Raw genomic sequence first — 14882 nt, 5'->3', positions numbered from 1 at the left:
TACGGTGGGGTGATCATGACGAACCCGACGGATGCCGTGACCTCACCCCCCGCTCCAGTGGCACCGCCCGCTGCACCCGCTGCCCCCTCCGCCGCGCTTACCGACGCCGCGCGAACAGCGCTGCGCCGGCTCGTCGGGCGTGACGACGCCGACTTCCGGGACGGGCAGCTCGAGGCCATCTCGGCGCTGGTGGCCGATCGGTCACGGGTGCTCGTCGTGCAGCGCACCGGGTGGGGCAAGTCGGCCGTGTACTTCGTGTCGACCGCCCTGCGCCGGGCGGAGGGTGCCGGGCCGACCGTCATCATCAGCCCGCTCCTGGCGCTCATGCGCGACCAGATCGCGGCCGCCGAGCGGGCCGGCATCCGGGCGGTGACGATGAACTCGGCCAACGCCCAGGACTGGGACGAGGTGCGTGCGGCGCTGGCGGCCGATGCCGTCGACGTGCTCCTCGTCAGCCCCGAGCGGCTGAACAACCCCAGGTTCCGCGACGAGCAGCTGCCCGACCTCGCGCGCCGGTGCGGGCTGCTGGTGGTCGACGAGGCCCACTGCGTCAGCGACTGGGGCCACGACTTCCGCCCCGACTACCGCCGCATCCGCGACCTGCTCGCCGGGCTTCCGGCCGACACCCCGGTGCTGGCGACCACCGCCACCGCCAACGCCCGCGTCGTCACCGACGTCGTCGAGCAGCTCGAGGTCGGCGGCCGCTCGGTGCTCACCGTGCGCGGCGGTCTGGCCCGTGACTCGCTGCGCCTCGGGGTGCTGCGCTCGATGTCCCCCGAGCAGCGCCTGGGCTGGCTCGTCGCGCACCTTCACGAGCTGCCGGGCAGCGGGATCGTCTACACGCTGACCGTCTCGGCCGCGCAGGACGTCGCGGCGGCGCTGTCGGAGGCCGGCATCGCGGTCGCGTCGTACACCGGCCGCACCGACCCCGCCGACCGCGAGCGCCTCGAGGGGGCGCTGCGCCGCAACGAGGTCAAGGCCCTCGTCGCGACCTCGGCACTCGGGATGGGCTTCGACAAGCCCGACCTCGGCTTCGTCGTGCACCTCGGGGCACCGAGCTCACCGGTGGCGTACTACCAACAGGTCGGCCGTGCCGGGCGTGCCACCGAGCGCGCCGACGTGCTGCTGCTGCCCGGCCTCGAGGACAAGGACATCTGGGCCTACTTCGCGTCGGTGTCGATGCCGCGTGAGGAGCAGGCACAGAAGGTGCTCGACACCTTGGCCGCCGCCGGTCGCGCCCTGTCGACGGCCGCCCTGGAGACCGCGGTCGACGTGCGGCGCACCCGCCTGGAGCTGCTGCTCAAGGTGCTCGACGTCGACGGTGCCGTGCAGCGCGTGTCGGGCGGGTGGGTGTCCACGGGGGTGTCGTGGACCTACGACGCCGAGCGCTACGAACGGGTCGCTGCGGCCCGCCGAGCCGAGCAGCAGCTGATGATCGACTACGAGCGCAGCGACGCCTGCCGCATGGCCTTCCTCCAGCAGACCCTCGACGACGACACCGCCGTCGCGTGCGGGCGCTGCGACGGCTGCGCTGGGCCCTGGTACCCCACGAGCGTGCCGGATGCCGTTGTCGGCGCCGCGCGCGAACGCCTCACCCGCGCGGGCGTCGACCTCGAGCCGCGAGTGCAGTGGCCGACGGGGATGGACCGCATCGGGGTGCCGGTCAAGGGCACGATCAGCGCCGACGACTCGCTCCAGCCCGGGCGCGCGCTGGCCCGCCTGTCCGACCTCGGGTGGGGTCAGCGCCTGCGTGAGGTGCTGCGTGACGACAGCCCGGCCAGTGCTGAGCTGCTTCGGGCGTGCGTGCCCGTTCTGGCCGAGTGGCCCTGGGCGCAGCGACCGGTCGCGGTCGTGGCCGTGCCGTCGCGCTCACACCCGACCCTCGTGACCTCGCTGGCCGCGGGGCTGGCGCAGATCGGTCGGTTGCCGCTGCTCGGGGCGTTGGACCTCGCCCACGGAGGCCCGATCGGGGAGCCCGGCGGCAACAGCGCCTTCCGGCTCGCGGGTGTCTGGGAGCGCTTCGTCGTCGGCCCCGAGTTGGCGGCGCCCTTGGCCGGTGTCAACGGCCCGGTCCTGCTCGTCGACGACCTCGTGTCATCGCGGTGGACCCTCACCGTCGCAGGGAGGGCGCTGCGTCAGGCCGGGGTTCCGGCGGTGCTGCCCTTCGCGCTCGCCGTCGACGGCTGAGCGGGTTCCTGGGCCGAGGCCGCTCCCTCACCGTCTGTCGCCGTTGCGGGCGGCTGCACTCGCACGGTCAGCACCGGCAGGAAGAACTGCACGACCGGGCCGATGAGCAGGGCGTACAGCACCGTCCCCACACCGAGGATGCCGCCGAGGGCGAAGCCGAGCACGACCACCGTCACCTCGAGTGACGTGCGCACCAGCCGGATCGAGCGCCCGGTGCGCCGCGCCAGGCCGGTCATCAACCCGTCGCGCGGGCCCGGCCCGAGCTGGCTGCCGATGTACATGGCCCCCGCCACCCCGTTGCCGACGATCGCGAGCAGCATCACCGCGATCCGCCAGCCGAGTCCCTCGATGGCTGGCACCACGGCGAGCGTGGCGTCGATCGCGAGCCCGATGACGACGGCGTTCAGCACCGTCCCGAGCCCCGGCCACTGGCGCAGCGGGATCCACAGGAGCAGCACGACGAACGACACGACGATGCTCATGAGCCCGTACGACATGGGGATGTGCTGGATCAGCCCGTACTGGAGCACCCCCCACGGCTCGAGACCCAGGTCGGCGTGCAGCAGCAACGCCATCGAGATGCCGAACAGCACGAGCCCGACGAGCAGCTGGGCCACCCGGTGCGGCAGGCGACCGGCACGCAGCTGCTCGATCGGGTTCATCGGGACGAGCTCGACACGACGGCTCGCGCCGCGACGGAGGGCCTGGATCGGGGTCATGCACCCCAGCATGCCCCAGAAGTGGCCTTCACTTCGATAGCCAATCGTGCAAGAGTGGCCACCATGTCGACGCACTCCGTCTCCGCAGCACGCACCGCCCGGCTCGTCGGCACCCTCGCCCCGGGACGCCCCGCCTACCGCGCCCTGGCCGACGCCTTGCGCCTGGCCATCGCCGACGGCCGCATCGCCGCAGGCACCCGACTGCCGAGCGAGCGCGAGCTCACGGCATCCCTCGACGTCAGCCGCACGACGGTGACCCGGGCGTATGCCGTGCTGCGCGACACCGGCTACCTCACCTCACGCCGCGGCTCGGGCTCCGTGGCCTCGCTCCCCTCCGGGAGCCGGGTGCGTGCTGCCGGCTCGCTCTTCCCCGCCGACCCCGGCGAGGGCGTCATCGACCTCACCTGCGCGGCCACCCGCGCCCCCGCGGGTGTCGTCGAGGCCTACGAACGAGCCGTCACCCAACTCCCCGAACACCTGGCCGGGGCCGGCTACCTGACCCTCGGCATCCCGGACCTGCGCGAGGTCATCGCCGACCGCTACACCCAGCGCGGGCTGCCGACCAGCCCCGACGACGTCCTCGTCACCTCGGGCGCCGTCGCCGGCATCGGCATCGTGCTGCGGGCGCTGCTCCACCACGGTGACCGCGTCGTCGTCGAGAGCCCCACCTACCCCAACACCATCGACGCCCTGCGCCGCTCGGGCGCCCGGCTCACCCCGCTGGCGATCGACCCCGACGGCTGGGACGCCACCGAGTCGGCCCGCACCATCCGTGCCGCCGGGGCGAGCCTGGCCGTGCTCATCCCCGACTTCCACAACCCCACCGGCGCCCTGATGAGCGACGACGCGCGCGCCATGCTCGCCCGCGCGCTCACGACATCCGCGACGATCCCCGTCATCGACGAGACGATCGTCGAGGTCGACCTCGACGACGCGGATCCGATGCCGCTACCCTTCGCCGCCCACGACCCGCGGGCGATCTGCGTCGGCAGCGCGTCGAAGTCGCACTGGGGAGGCCTGCGCACCGGGTGGATCCGCGCACCCAAGGGCACCCTGCCAGCGCTGGTCGAGGCCCGGGTGACCACCGACCTCGGTGCCCCAGTGCTCGAACAGCTCGTCCTCCTGGAGCTGATGCGCGCCCACCCCGGCCTGTCCCCGCAGCGCCGCGACGACCTGCGCACCTCACGGGGCGCCCTCGCCGACGCGCTGCGAACTCACCTCCCGAAGATCGGTTTTCGGATGCCGCGCGGCGGGCTGTCGCTGTGGTGCGAACTGCCGCCGCACGTCGACGCCACCACCGTCGCCGTGGCCGCCGAGGATGCCGACCTGCTCGTCGCCGCGGGCCCGCGCTTCGCGGTCGTCGGGGGGCTGGATCGCTGGATCCGCCTGCCGTTCGTGCTACCGCCCGAGGTCATGGTGGATGCCGTGGCGCGCCTCGCGGGGGCTCTTGAGTGTGCACGCGCTCCCCGAGCGTCGGGCAGGGTGGCTGCGCCGGCGACCACCCGTCCGGACGCACGCGGGAGACGACGGCCGCTCGTCGCCTGACCGCCCCTGACCACACCTGACCGCGCCTGACCGCGCCCACCACCACGCCGGATATCGTTGCGACGGTGACCTCCAGCGACTCGACTCAGCCCCCTGAGAACACGCAGCCCGCACCGCTCCTCGACCTCCTGGCCACCCTGGACCTCGAGGAGCTCGGCTCGGCGGTGATGAGCGTGCAGCCCCTGTCGACGGCCGACACCGCCGACGGCACGCTGCCGACCCCCCTGCCTGAGACCTTCGCCGAGGACATCACCCTGTTCCGCGGGCAGAGCCAGAAGCAGCCGCACGGTCGGGTGTTCGGCGGGCAGGTCCTCGCCCAGGGCGTCATCGCCTGTGGCCGCACCGTGCGCGTCATCGAGGGCGGCGAGAAGCGGCGCCTGCACTCACTGCACGCGTACTTCATGCGCCCCGGCGACGACACCCAGCCGATCACGTTCAGCGTCGAGCGCATGCGTGACGGCCGCTCCTTCTCGACCCGCCGGGTGCACGCCATCCAGCACGGCAAGCCGATCCTGTCGATGAGCGCCTCGTTCCAGGACCCCGACGCCGGCCTCGACCACCAGGACCCGTTCCCGCAGGCCCCCTCCCCCGACACGCTCCCGAGCCTGGCCGAGCTCTTCGAGGGCGTCGACCACCCGGCGGCCCGGCACATGGCCGAGGGCCGGGCCATCGACCAGCGGCACGTCGAGGGCAACCTCTTCGCGACCCCGGCCACCGACCGGGTCGCTGACCAGCGGGTCTGGATGCGCGCCACCGGCACCCTGCCGGACGACCCGCTCATCCACGACGCCGTGCTGGCCTACGCCTCCGACTACTCGCTGCTCGAGACGATCCTGCGCCGCCACGGCCGCACCTGGACCACGCCGGGCCTGCGGGCAGCCAGCCTTGACCACGCCATGTGGTTCCACCGCCCGGCCCGTGCGGATGAGTGGATCCTCTACGCCGAGCACTCCCCCTCGGCGCAGGGCGGGCGGGGCCTGGGCATCGGCCGCATGTTCACCGAAGGCGGCATCCTCGTGGCCACCGTCGCGCAGGAGGGCATGTTGCGCGTGCCCTCACCAGAGGACGACCGCGGCTGACCCGCCCGGCAGGCGCACGGCATCCGTGGTCAGCGTGGTGCCTTCAGGGTCCCAGGCGAGGGCCACCCGACCGCCTGATCGCGGCAGGGGCACGTCGGCGGGGTCGTCGGCGAGGTTGAGCACGACGGCGGATGCCGTCCGCCCAGCAGGCGCGTGGAGCGTCACCACCGTGCGCGCGGCCTCGTCCACGTCGACGCGAACGTCGGCGAGGCGGGTCGGACCCGCACCGATGACCCTCCGGCGCAGGGCGATGCACGCCCGGTACCAGTCGAGCAGGCGCCGGTGCCCGGCCTCGTCGACCTCGCCCCAGGCGAGCACCGAGGCCTCCCGCGTGGCGGGGCTCTGCGGGTCTGGCACGTCGGCGGTGGACCAGCCGTGGCTGGCGAACTCGGCCCGCCTGCCGGCGCGCACGGCATCCGCGAGGGCCTCGTCGGTGAAGCTCGTGAAGTACTGCCACGGCGTCGAGGCACCCCACTCCTCCCCCATGAAGATCATCGGGGTGGTGGGTGCGAGCAGGTAGAGCGCGGCGCCGGCGGCCTGGAGCCCGGGCGGCACGACGGCGCTGATCCGGTCGCCGGTCATCCGGTTGCCGACCTGGTCGTGGGTCTGGAGGTACCCCAGCAGTCGGCGGGCATCGACGTGCTCGGTGTCGACCGGCTGGCCCCACGGGCGCCCCCGGAAGCTGGAGTGGCTGCCGTCGTGCAGGAACCCGCAGGTCAGCACCTTCGCGAGCACGGCGAGTGGCCCAGCCTCGTCACGACCCGCCCCGCCGGCGAAGTCGGTGTAGTACCCGTGGCTCTCGCCGGTGAGGGTGACGTGCAGGGCGTGGTGGATGTCGTCGTCCCACTGGGCGCTCATGCCACGCCCGCCCTGGGCGGTCGGCGTGATCATGTCGACGTCGTTGAGGTCGCTCTCGGCGATGAGGTCGAGCGGGCGAGCGAGGTGCTCAGCCAGCGCCGCCACGGCATCCGAGAGATCGGCGAGCAGGTGCCGGGGCGAGGCGTCGCGCAGCTCGTGCACGGCATCCAGGCGCAGGGCGTCGACGTGGAAGTCGCGCAACCAGCGCAGCGCGTTGTCGACGATGAAGCCGCGCACGTGGTCGGCGTGGTCCTGGTCGAGGTTGACCGCCGGCCCCCAGGGGGTGCTGTGCGCGGTCGTGAAGTACGGGCCGAAGCGGGCGAGGTAGTTGCCGCTCGCGCCGAGGTGGTTGTGCACGACGTCGAGGCAGACCCCGAGCCCGCGGGCGTGGCAGGCGTCGACGAAGCGGGCGAACGCGGCCGGGCCGCCGTAGGGGTCGTGCACGGCGTAGAGCCCGACGCCGTCGTAGCCCCAGCCCCACCGGCCGTCGAAGGCGGCGATCGGCATGACGTTGACGACGTCGACGCCGAGGTCGACGAGGTGATCGAGCCGCTCGATGGCGGCATCGAAGGTGCCCCGCGCGGTGAAGGTGCCGATGTGCAGTTCGTAGACGACGCCACCGAGCACGCCCTGGCCGTCCCTCGGGCCGCGCCAGTCGCCGTCGGTCCACGTCAGGGTGGCCGGGTCGAACGTGCGGCTCGGTGCGTGTACGCCGTGGGGCTGCCACGCGCTGCGAGGGTCGGGCACGGGAGGTTCGGCACCGTCGAGCACGAACGCGTAGTCGAGGACGAGGTCGGATGCCGTCGGCGTCCCCTCGCTCTCGGATGCCGTGGACGGCCCGTCCCAGCGCCACCAGCCGTCACCGAGTGCAGTCATCGACTCCCGTCGAGGCTGTACCCCGAGTGACCTATTGGTCGATTCCGGTACGCCAGCCCCGTCGGCAGGCTGTACCCCGAGTGACCTGTTGGTCGATTCCGGTACGGACCACTCGATCTCGACGTGCTCGGCCTTCGGGGCCCAGACCTCGATCGGCAGCCTGCCCGCACCAGGTCGACTCGCCACGCTCACGAGTGCCGCACGAGCAGGGCCACCGGGCGGTGGGCCAGCAGCGTCGCCAGCGACACCGAGCCCCCGGTGATGACGTCGTCGCCGTCAGCCAGCACGTCGCGCCACGATCCGGGCGGAAGCTCGACGACGGCATCCCCGAATCCACCACCAGCGGCAAGCGTGCGGGCGGCAACGGTCGCGACCGTGACCACGCGTAGCCCGTCGGCATCACCGCGGGCGAAGGCCAGGGCGTGCGGGCTCGAGCACGGCAACCCGGTGTACGTCGTGCCCTCACCCACGAAGGCAGCGGGGTCCTCGCGGCGCACGCGCAGCGCGCGGGCGGTCACCCGCATCTTCTCGTCGTCGAGGTCGAGCGCAGGCTCGGCGGCGACGACGCGGGCCAGCCGTTCGCCGCGGTCCGTCCAGTCCACGGGCCGACGGTTGTCGGGGTCGACGAGCGAGAGCGTGACGGTCTCGCAGCCCTGGTAGACGTCGGGCACGCCGGGCATGGTCAGCTGGATGAGCTTCTGCGCCAGCACGTTGCCACGCACCGAGGGTTCGTGGGCCACGGTCCAGGCGTCCAGGTGGCTCTGGACCAAGGGGTCGTGGGTGAGGTCGCGCGCGTAGGAGGTGACGGCATCCTCGTAGTCGGTGTCGCCGTCGACCCACGCCGTGTGCACCTTGGCCTCACGCACGGCCTTGAGCAGGTAGCCCTCGAGCCGAGAGCCGGTGATCGGCCAGGCACCGACCAGGGTCTGCCACAGCAGGTACTCGGTGGGCGCGTCGACGAGCGCCGGACGGTGGGCGTCCCCCAGCTCACGAGCCCCAGCAACCCACGTCGCCCATCCCTCGCCGTCCTCGGCGAGCGACATCAGCCGGGCGCGCACGTCCTCCGAGCGCTTGGTGTCGTGGGTGGTCAGCGTCGTCATCGACGTCGGCCACGACGCGACGAGCCGGCCGCACCAGGTGTGGAACTCCTCGGCCGAGATCGACAGGTGGTCAGGGTGTCCGCCGACCTCGTTGGCGCCGGCGAGGCGGAACCAGCGGTAGTAGGCGGTGTCCTCGATGCCCTTGGCCATGACCGGGCCACACGTCTGCTGGAAGCGCACCCGGAAGTCGTCGGCGAGCGGGCCGGTGTCGAGTGCGGCGTCGCGCAGGTCGCGGTCGAGCACGAGGTCGACGATCACGCCGAGCGCGGGCTCGTCGGTCGGAGCCAGGTGGGCGCGTGCGCGACCAGCCGCAGCCTCGATGACCGCCGCCTGCTCGGGGTCCACGGCACGCCCGGGCACGACGTAGGCGCGGTAGCGGTCCATCGCGACGAGCAGGGCCTCGAGCGCGCGCCGGGCCGACGCCTGGTCGAGGTCGGGCAGGATGCGCCGCACGAGCCGCATGAGCCGGTCGACCTCGGCGGCCTGCACGTCGTCGACGACGAGGCGCTTGGCCTCGGCGACCACGTCGTCCAACGACCCGCGCTCGGGCGCGGCCTGCGCCCACAGCCGGTCGAGCACCGCAGCCCCCGCCGAGGGGGTGAGCACCTGCTGCACCCGCAGCAACGCGTCGTAGCCGGTCGTGCCGGCGCACCTCCACGAGTCGGGCAGCTGCTCGTCACCCTCGAGGATCTTCTCGACGACAACCCAGGAGTCCCCCGTGGCGTCAGCGAGCCGGTCGAGGTAGCCGCCGGGGTCGGCGAGCCCGTCGGGGTGGTCGATGCGGAAGCCGTCGACCGCGCCGTGCCCGTGCAGGGCGAGCAGCAGGGCGTGGGTGGCCATGAACACGACGGGGTCCTCGACGCGCACCGCGACGAGCGAGGTGACGTCGAAGAAGCGTCGGTAGTTCAGCGCCTCCCCCGCCTCGCGCCAGCTCGACAGGCGGTACGCCTGCGCGTCGACGAGCTCGGCCAGCGGCAGCCCCTCGGTGCCGGGCGCCACGGGGAACTCGGCGTCGTAGTAGCGCAGGACCGGGTCGGATGCCGTCGGCCCACCGTCCGCGGCGAGCACCAGTTCTCCGGCCTCGAGGGCCTGCTGGAGCGTCCCGCCGAGCACCGGCATCAGGAGCCGGTCGTCCTCGGCGACCCAGTCGACGTCGAACCACCCGGCATACGGCGAGCGGCGGCCCTCCCGCAACAACGACCAGAACGGGGCGTTGAGGTGGGCCGGCTGCGGCACCGCCATGTGGTTGGGCACGACGTCGACGATGATGCCGAGCCCCGCGGCGCGGCACGCGGTGACCAGACGCTCGAAGCCACCCCGGCCACCGGCCGCTTCACTGATCCGGGTGTGGTCGAGCACGTCGTAGCCGTGCATCGAGCCCGGCGCCGCTTGGAGCACGGGTGAGAGGTAGACGTGCGAGACACCGAGCGAGGACAGGTACTCGGTGTGCCCGGCAGCGTCGTCGTAGGTGAACCCCTCGTGGATCTGCAGGCGGTAGGTCGACGTGGGCACCACCCGCGCCGGGTTCGGCCGGTGCGCGGATGCCGTGCTCGCCTCGCTCACGCCGATCACACCCGCGTGGCGGTCGCGGCTCCGGAAGGCTGCGGCGGCGCCTCACGCGGGCTGCGCAGGACGATCACCGACCGAGGGGCCACGACCAGTTCGCTGCCGGCGTCGTGCCAGGTCTGGTCGACGACGTCGGCACCGGTGTCGATCTCGGCGACCCAGTGCTCACCCCACTCGGCATCGGGGAGCACGAACGAGTCGGCCTCGTGGTGGGCATTGAAGATGACGAGGAAGTCGTCGTCGAGCACCCGGCGGCCGCGCGAGTCCATGCTGGGGATGGCCTGGCCGTTGAGGAAGACCATGACGGTCTTGGCCTCGTCATTGGCCCAGGCCGACTCCCCCATCAGCTCACCAGAGGGCTGGAACCAGGCGATGTCGCCGAGTTCGGAGGTGCCGCCGTGGTCGGCGCTGCCGGCGAAGAACCGGCGCCGGCGGAACACCGCGTGCTCGCGGCGCAGGGTGGTGAGTGCCGCGGTGAAGGCGTAGAGCTCCTTCTGGGTCTCGTCGAGGTCCCAGTCGACCCAGGCGAGTTCGTTGTCCTGGCAGTACACGTTGTTGTTGCCCTGCTGGGTGCGGCCGATCTCGTCGCCGTGGGCGATCATCGGCACGCCCTGGCTGAGCAGGAGCGTGGTGAGGAAGTTGCGCTGCTGGCGCAGGCGCAGGGCGATGACGTCGGGGTTCTCGCTCGGCCCCTCCTCGCCGCAGTTCCAGGAGCGGTTGTGGCTCTCGCCGTCGTTGCCGTCCTCGCCGTTGGCCTCGTTGCGCTTCTCGTTGTACGACACGAGGTCGCGCAGGGTGAAGCCGTCGTGGGCGGTGACGAAGTTGATCGACGCGATCGGCTTGCGGCCGCTGTGCTCGTAGAGGTCGCTGGAGCCGGTCAGGCGCGAGGCGAACTCCCCGAGGGTGCGGGGCTCCCCGCGCCAGAAGTCGCGCACGGTGTCGCGGTACTTGCCGTTCCACTCCGTCCACAGCGGGGGGAAGTTGCCGACCTGGTAGCCACCGTCGCCGACGTCCCAGGGCTCGGCGATGAGCTTGACCTGGCTGATGACCGGGTCCTGCTGGATGAGGTCGAAGAACGCCGAGAGCTTGTCCACCTCGTGGAACTGGCGGGCCAAGGTGGCGGCGAGGTCGAAGCGGAAGCCGTCGACGTGCATCTCGGTGACCCAGTAGCGCAGCGAGTCCATGATCAGCTGGAGCACGTGCGGGTGGCGCATCAGCAGGCTGTTGCCGGTGCCGGTCGTGTCGTAGTAGTGCTCCTTGGCGTTGTCGACGAGGCGGTAGTAGGCCGCGTTGTCGATGCCGCGGAAGCACAGCGTCGGGCCGAACTCGTTGCCCTCGGCGGTGTGGTTGTAGACGACGTCGAGGATGACCTCAATGTCGGCGGCGTGCAGCGCCTTGACCATGGCCTTGAACTCGGTGACCTGCTCGCCACGGCGGCCGCGGGCGTAACCGTTGTGCGGGGCGAGGAAGCCGATGGTGTTGTAGCCCCAGTAGTTGGTCAGGCCCTTGGCCTGGAGCGAGGTGTCCTGCACGAACTGGTGCACCGGCATCAACTCGATCGCCGTGATGCCCAAGGTGGTGAGGTGGTCGATGATCGCCGGGTGGGCGATGCCGGCGTAGGTGCCGCGGATCTCCTCGGGCACCTCCGGGTGGGTCATCGTCAGGCCCTTGACGTGCGCCTCGTAGATGACGGTGTCGTGGTACTCGTGGCGCGGCGGCCGGTCGTGGCCCCAGTCGAAGTAGGGGTTGATGACGACCGAGAGCATCGTCTTGCCGAGGTTGTCCTCGGTGTTGCGCTGGGTCGGGTCGGTGAAGTCGTAGGAGAACAGCGCCTGGTCGTTGGTGACCTGACCCTCGATGGCCTTGGCGTACGGGTCCAGGAGCAGCTTGCTCGGGTCGCAGCGGTGACCGTTGGCGGGGTCGAACGGGCCGTGGACCCGGAATCCGTAGAGCTGACCGGGAGAGATCCCGGGCAGGTAGGCGTGGTGGACGAAGCCGTCGACCTCGGGCAGGTCGATGCGGGTCTCGACTCCCTCGTCGTCGATGAGGCAGAGCTCAACCCGCTCTGCGACCTCGCTGAACAGGGCGAAGTTCACGCCGCTGCCGTCATAGGTGGCGCCAAGGGGGTATGCCGTACCGGGCCAGATCTGCACTGGTTGCCTTCCGTGGGTGGTCACAAAACCAGCGACGGTGCTGGGCTCACGGGGGCACACGAGCCACCCGCGGGTTCTTTCAAACTTACCCGTCGGAACCGACAGCGCGAAAACGTTCGGCCGAGTCCGGCATCCGACGTACTCCTCGGTAGGGTTCGGGACATGGAGAACCAACGCGTCGCCGTCGTCACCGGAGCAGCTCGCGGCATCGGGGCGGCCACCGCCACCCGACTGGCCCGTGACGGTTTCGCCGTGGCCGTGCTCGACCTCGACGAGGCTGCCTGCGAGGCCGTTGCCGACGCCATTCGCGCCGAGGGCGGCACGGCCCTGGGCCTGGGCGTCGACGTCACCGACGCCGAGCAGGTCGAGTCGGGTGTGGCCCGCGTGGCCGACGAGCTCGGCCCGCCGGTGGTGCTCGTCAACAACGCCGGGATCATCCGCGACAACCTCATCTTCAAGATGACCGAGGGCGACTGGGATGCCGTGATGGCGGTGCACCTCAAGGGCGCCTTCCTCATGACCCGCGCGTGCCAGGCCCACATGACGGCCCAGAAGTACGGCCGGATCGTCAACCTGTCGTCGTCGTCGGCGCAGGGCAACCGCGGGCAGGCCAACTACTCCGCGGCCAAGGCGGGGCTCCAGGGCTTCACCAAGACCCTTGCCATCGAGCTGGGTCGGTTCGGGGTGACCGCGAACGCGGTGGCGCCGGGGTTCATCCAGACCGACATGACCGCGGCGACGGCGGAGCGCATCGGGGTGCCGTTCGAGGAGTTCCTCGCGCACGCGGCGTCGCAGGTGCCGGTGCAGCGGGTCGGCCAGCCGGAGGACATCGCCGCCACCATCGCGTTCCTGGTGTCGCAGGAGGCCGGCTTCGTCTCCGGCCAGGTCATCTACGTCGCCGGCGGGCCGCTCGACTGATCCGGGCGGAGGCTGCCGTGCGTGCGCGCACCCCCCTCGTCGGCGGAGTCGTCGGCCTGTTCGTGACCGTCGCCGTGCTGCACCTCGGTGCCCAGCTGACCGGTGCCGACGACGTGGCCGACGCGACCCAGGTGCTCCTCATGCCGCTGCTGGCGGCGGCGCTGTGGCTGAACACCGAGGCCCCGCGCGGCCGCCTGGTCACGCTGACCCTCGTGGCCCTCGGGCTGTCGTGGCTGGGCGACAGCGCACCGAAGCTGACGCAGGGTGACACCGCCTTCCTCGTCATGATCGGCTTCTTCCTGCTCGCGCAGATCGCCTACGTCGTGGCGTTCTGGCCCTTCCGTGACCGCAGCGTGCTGAACGTGCGGCGCCCGCTGCTCCTGGGGTACGTCGCCGTGGTCGTCGCGCTCGTGGTGGCGTGCGTCGGTGGGGCCGCGGGGATGCTCGTTCCGGTGCTCGTCTACGGGGCGTTGCTGGGCACGATGGCCGTGCTGGCGACGGGCGTGAACCTGCCGACCGCGATCGGCGGCGCGCTCTTCCTCGTCTCCGACGGCCTGATCGCCCTCAACGCCTTCGCCGACGGCTTCGACCTGCCCGGTCAGGGCTTCTGGGTGATGGCCACCTACCTGACCGCGCAGTCGCTCATCGTCGTCGGTGTCCTCACGACGGGGGATGCCGCCCGCTCACGGTGAGCGGACGGCATCCGGTGTGCGTGCGGCCCAGCCTTACAGGCCGAGGTCGCGGCCGATCAGTTCCTTCATGATCTCGTTGGAGCCGGCCCAGATCTTCGTCACGCGGGCGTCACGCCACGCACGGGCGACCCGGTACTCGTTCATGAAGCCGTACCCGCCGTAGATCTGCACGCAGTGGTCGAGCACGTCGTTCTGCACCTGCGCGCTCCACCACTTGGCCTTGGCCGCGTCGACCGCGGTCAGCTCACCCTTGGCGTGTGCCTCGATGCAGTCGTCGACGTAGGCCTCGGCGACCTCGATCGCCGTGACCATCTCGGCGAGCTTGAACTTGTTGTGCTGGAAGGAGCCGATCGCCTGGCCGAACGCCTTGCGCTCCTTGGCGTACTCGATGGTCTCCATGAGGATCTGCTTGGCGTGGGCGACGTTGGCGGCAGCGGCGCCGACGCGCTCTTGGGGCAGTCGCTGCATCATCGCGATGAAGCCCATGCCCTCGTCGCCGATGCGGTTGCTGTCGGGCACGCGCACGTCCTGGAAGAACAACTCGGCGGTGTCGGACTCCTCCTGGCCGACCTTGTCGAGCTTGCGACCGCGGGTGAAGCCCTCCATGCCGTCCTCGACCATGAACAAGGTGATCCCCTTGGCGCCCTTGGTCGGGTCGGTGCGAGTGGCGACGATGACGAGGTCGGCCTGGTACCCGTTGGTGATGAAGGTCTTGCTGCCGTTGAGGATCCAGTCGTCACCGTCGCGCACGGCGTTGGTCTTGAGAGCGGCGAGGTCGGAGCCACCCCCGGGTTCGGTCATGGCGATCGCGCAGATCTTCTCGCCTGCGGCCATCGCGGGCAGCCAGCGCTCCTTCTGCTCCTGGGTGCCCAGGTCGACGATGTAGGGAGGGCAGACATCGCTGTGGATGCCGAAGCACGAGCCGACGGCGGCGTTGAAGCCGTTGATCACCTCGGCGGAGACCGCGTTGAAGCGGTAGTCCTCGGCACCCATGCCGCCGAACTCCTCGGGGATGTCCAGGCCGAAGAGACCCTGGCTGCCGGCTTCCTTCCAGATGTCGCGGTCGATCGACTTGACCTCGAGCATCTGCTCGGCGCGCGGCTTGAGCGTGCGCTCGACGAACTCGCTCACGGAGGCTCGGAAGTCCTCGTGCTCGGGACCGTAGATGTTGCGGGGCATGCTGGCTCCT

General features: G+C 71.4%; 10 protein-coding genes. 5 read left to right on the top strand and 5 right to left on the bottom strand.

Going from position 1 to position 14882, the window contains the following annotated elements:
* Positions 1-15 precede the first annotated feature (15 nt).
* On the top strand, positions 16-2187 hold the full coding sequence (locus tag C8E84_RS17355) for a RecQ family ATP-dependent DNA helicase (protein WP_159904169.1): 2172 nt from the start codon (positions 16-18) through the stop codon (positions 2185-2187).
* Here C8E84_RS17355 and yczE read toward each other — a convergent pair.
* Positions 2136-2906 carry a membrane protein YczE gene (gene yczE, locus C8E84_RS17350; RefSeq protein WP_159904167.1) on the bottom strand — a complete coding sequence of 257 codons (771 nt, stop codon included), beginning with the start codon at positions 2904-2906 and terminating at the stop codon, positions 2136-2138. The two genes, C8E84_RS17355 and yczE, sit on opposite strands and share 52 nt — an antisense overlap.
* 63 nt (positions 2907-2969) lie before the next feature.
* Between yczE and yczR the strand changes: the two genes are divergently transcribed.
* Positions 2970-4451, top strand: coding sequence for a MocR-like transcription factor YczR (gene yczR, locus C8E84_RS17345; protein ID WP_159904165.1), 1482 nt, complete (start codon positions 2970-2972; stop codon positions 4449-4451).
* Positions 4452-4516: 65 nt separating this feature from the next.
* A complete protein-coding gene (locus C8E84_RS17340) occupies positions 4517-5530 on the top strand; it encodes an acyl-CoA thioesterase (protein ID WP_246197015.1) in 1014 nt (337 codons plus the stop codon).
* Here C8E84_RS17340 and treZ read toward each other — a convergent pair.
* Genes treZ through glgX form a run of 3 tightly spaced genes read right to left on the bottom strand, consistent with a single transcriptional unit; the run spans position 5507 to position 12083 of the window.
* Entirely contained in the window at positions 5507-7423 is a 1917-nt protein-coding gene (gene treZ, locus C8E84_RS17335; protein WP_425495971.1) for a malto-oligosyltrehalose trehalohydrolase, read from the bottom strand. The genes C8E84_RS17340 and treZ overlap by 24 nt on opposite strands.
* 29 nt (positions 7424-7452) lie before the next feature.
* Positions 7453-9927, bottom strand: a complete 2475-nt coding sequence (gene treY / locus C8E84_RS17330; protein WP_159904163.1) for a malto-oligosyltrehalose synthase — start codon at positions 9925-9927, stop codon at positions 7453-7455.
* Positions 9928-9932: 5 nt separating this feature from the next.
* A complete protein-coding gene (glgX, locus tag C8E84_RS17325) occupies positions 9933-12083 on the bottom strand; it encodes a glycogen debranching protein GlgX (protein ID WP_159904161.1) in 2151 nt (716 codons plus the stop codon).
* A gap of 162 nt (positions 12084-12245) precedes the next feature.
* Here glgX and fabG point away from each other — a divergent pair, with 162 nt between their 5' ends.
* The gene (gene fabG, locus C8E84_RS17320; protein WP_159904159.1) at positions 12246-13001 is read left to right on the top strand and encodes a 3-oxoacyl-ACP reductase FabG; all 756 of its coding nucleotides are present in this window, start codon (positions 12246-12248) and stop codon (positions 12999-13001) included.
* A gap of 17 nt (positions 13002-13018) precedes the next feature.
* Positions 13019-13693: a lysoplasmalogenase gene (locus C8E84_RS17315; protein ID WP_159904157.1), complete on the top strand. Its 675-nt coding sequence runs from the start codon at positions 13019-13021 to the stop codon at positions 13691-13693.
* A gap of 33 nt (positions 13694-13726) precedes the next feature.
* Here the strand turns inward: C8E84_RS17315 and C8E84_RS17310 are convergent, their stop codons facing one another.
* On the bottom strand, positions 13727-14872 hold the full coding sequence (locus tag C8E84_RS17310; RefSeq protein WP_159904155.1) for an acyl-CoA dehydrogenase family protein: 1146 nt from the start codon (positions 14870-14872) through the stop codon (positions 13727-13729).
* Positions 14873-14882: the final 10 nt, after the last annotated feature.

The sequence above is a fragment of the Ornithinibacter aureus genome (genome assembly GCF_009858245.1).
GTDB lineage: Bacteria > Actinomycetota > Actinomycetes > Actinomycetales > Dermatophilaceae > Fodinibacter > Fodinibacter aureus.
Note: the sequence above shows the minus strand (reverse complement) of the source record. Positions and strands in the feature narration are given on the sequence as shown.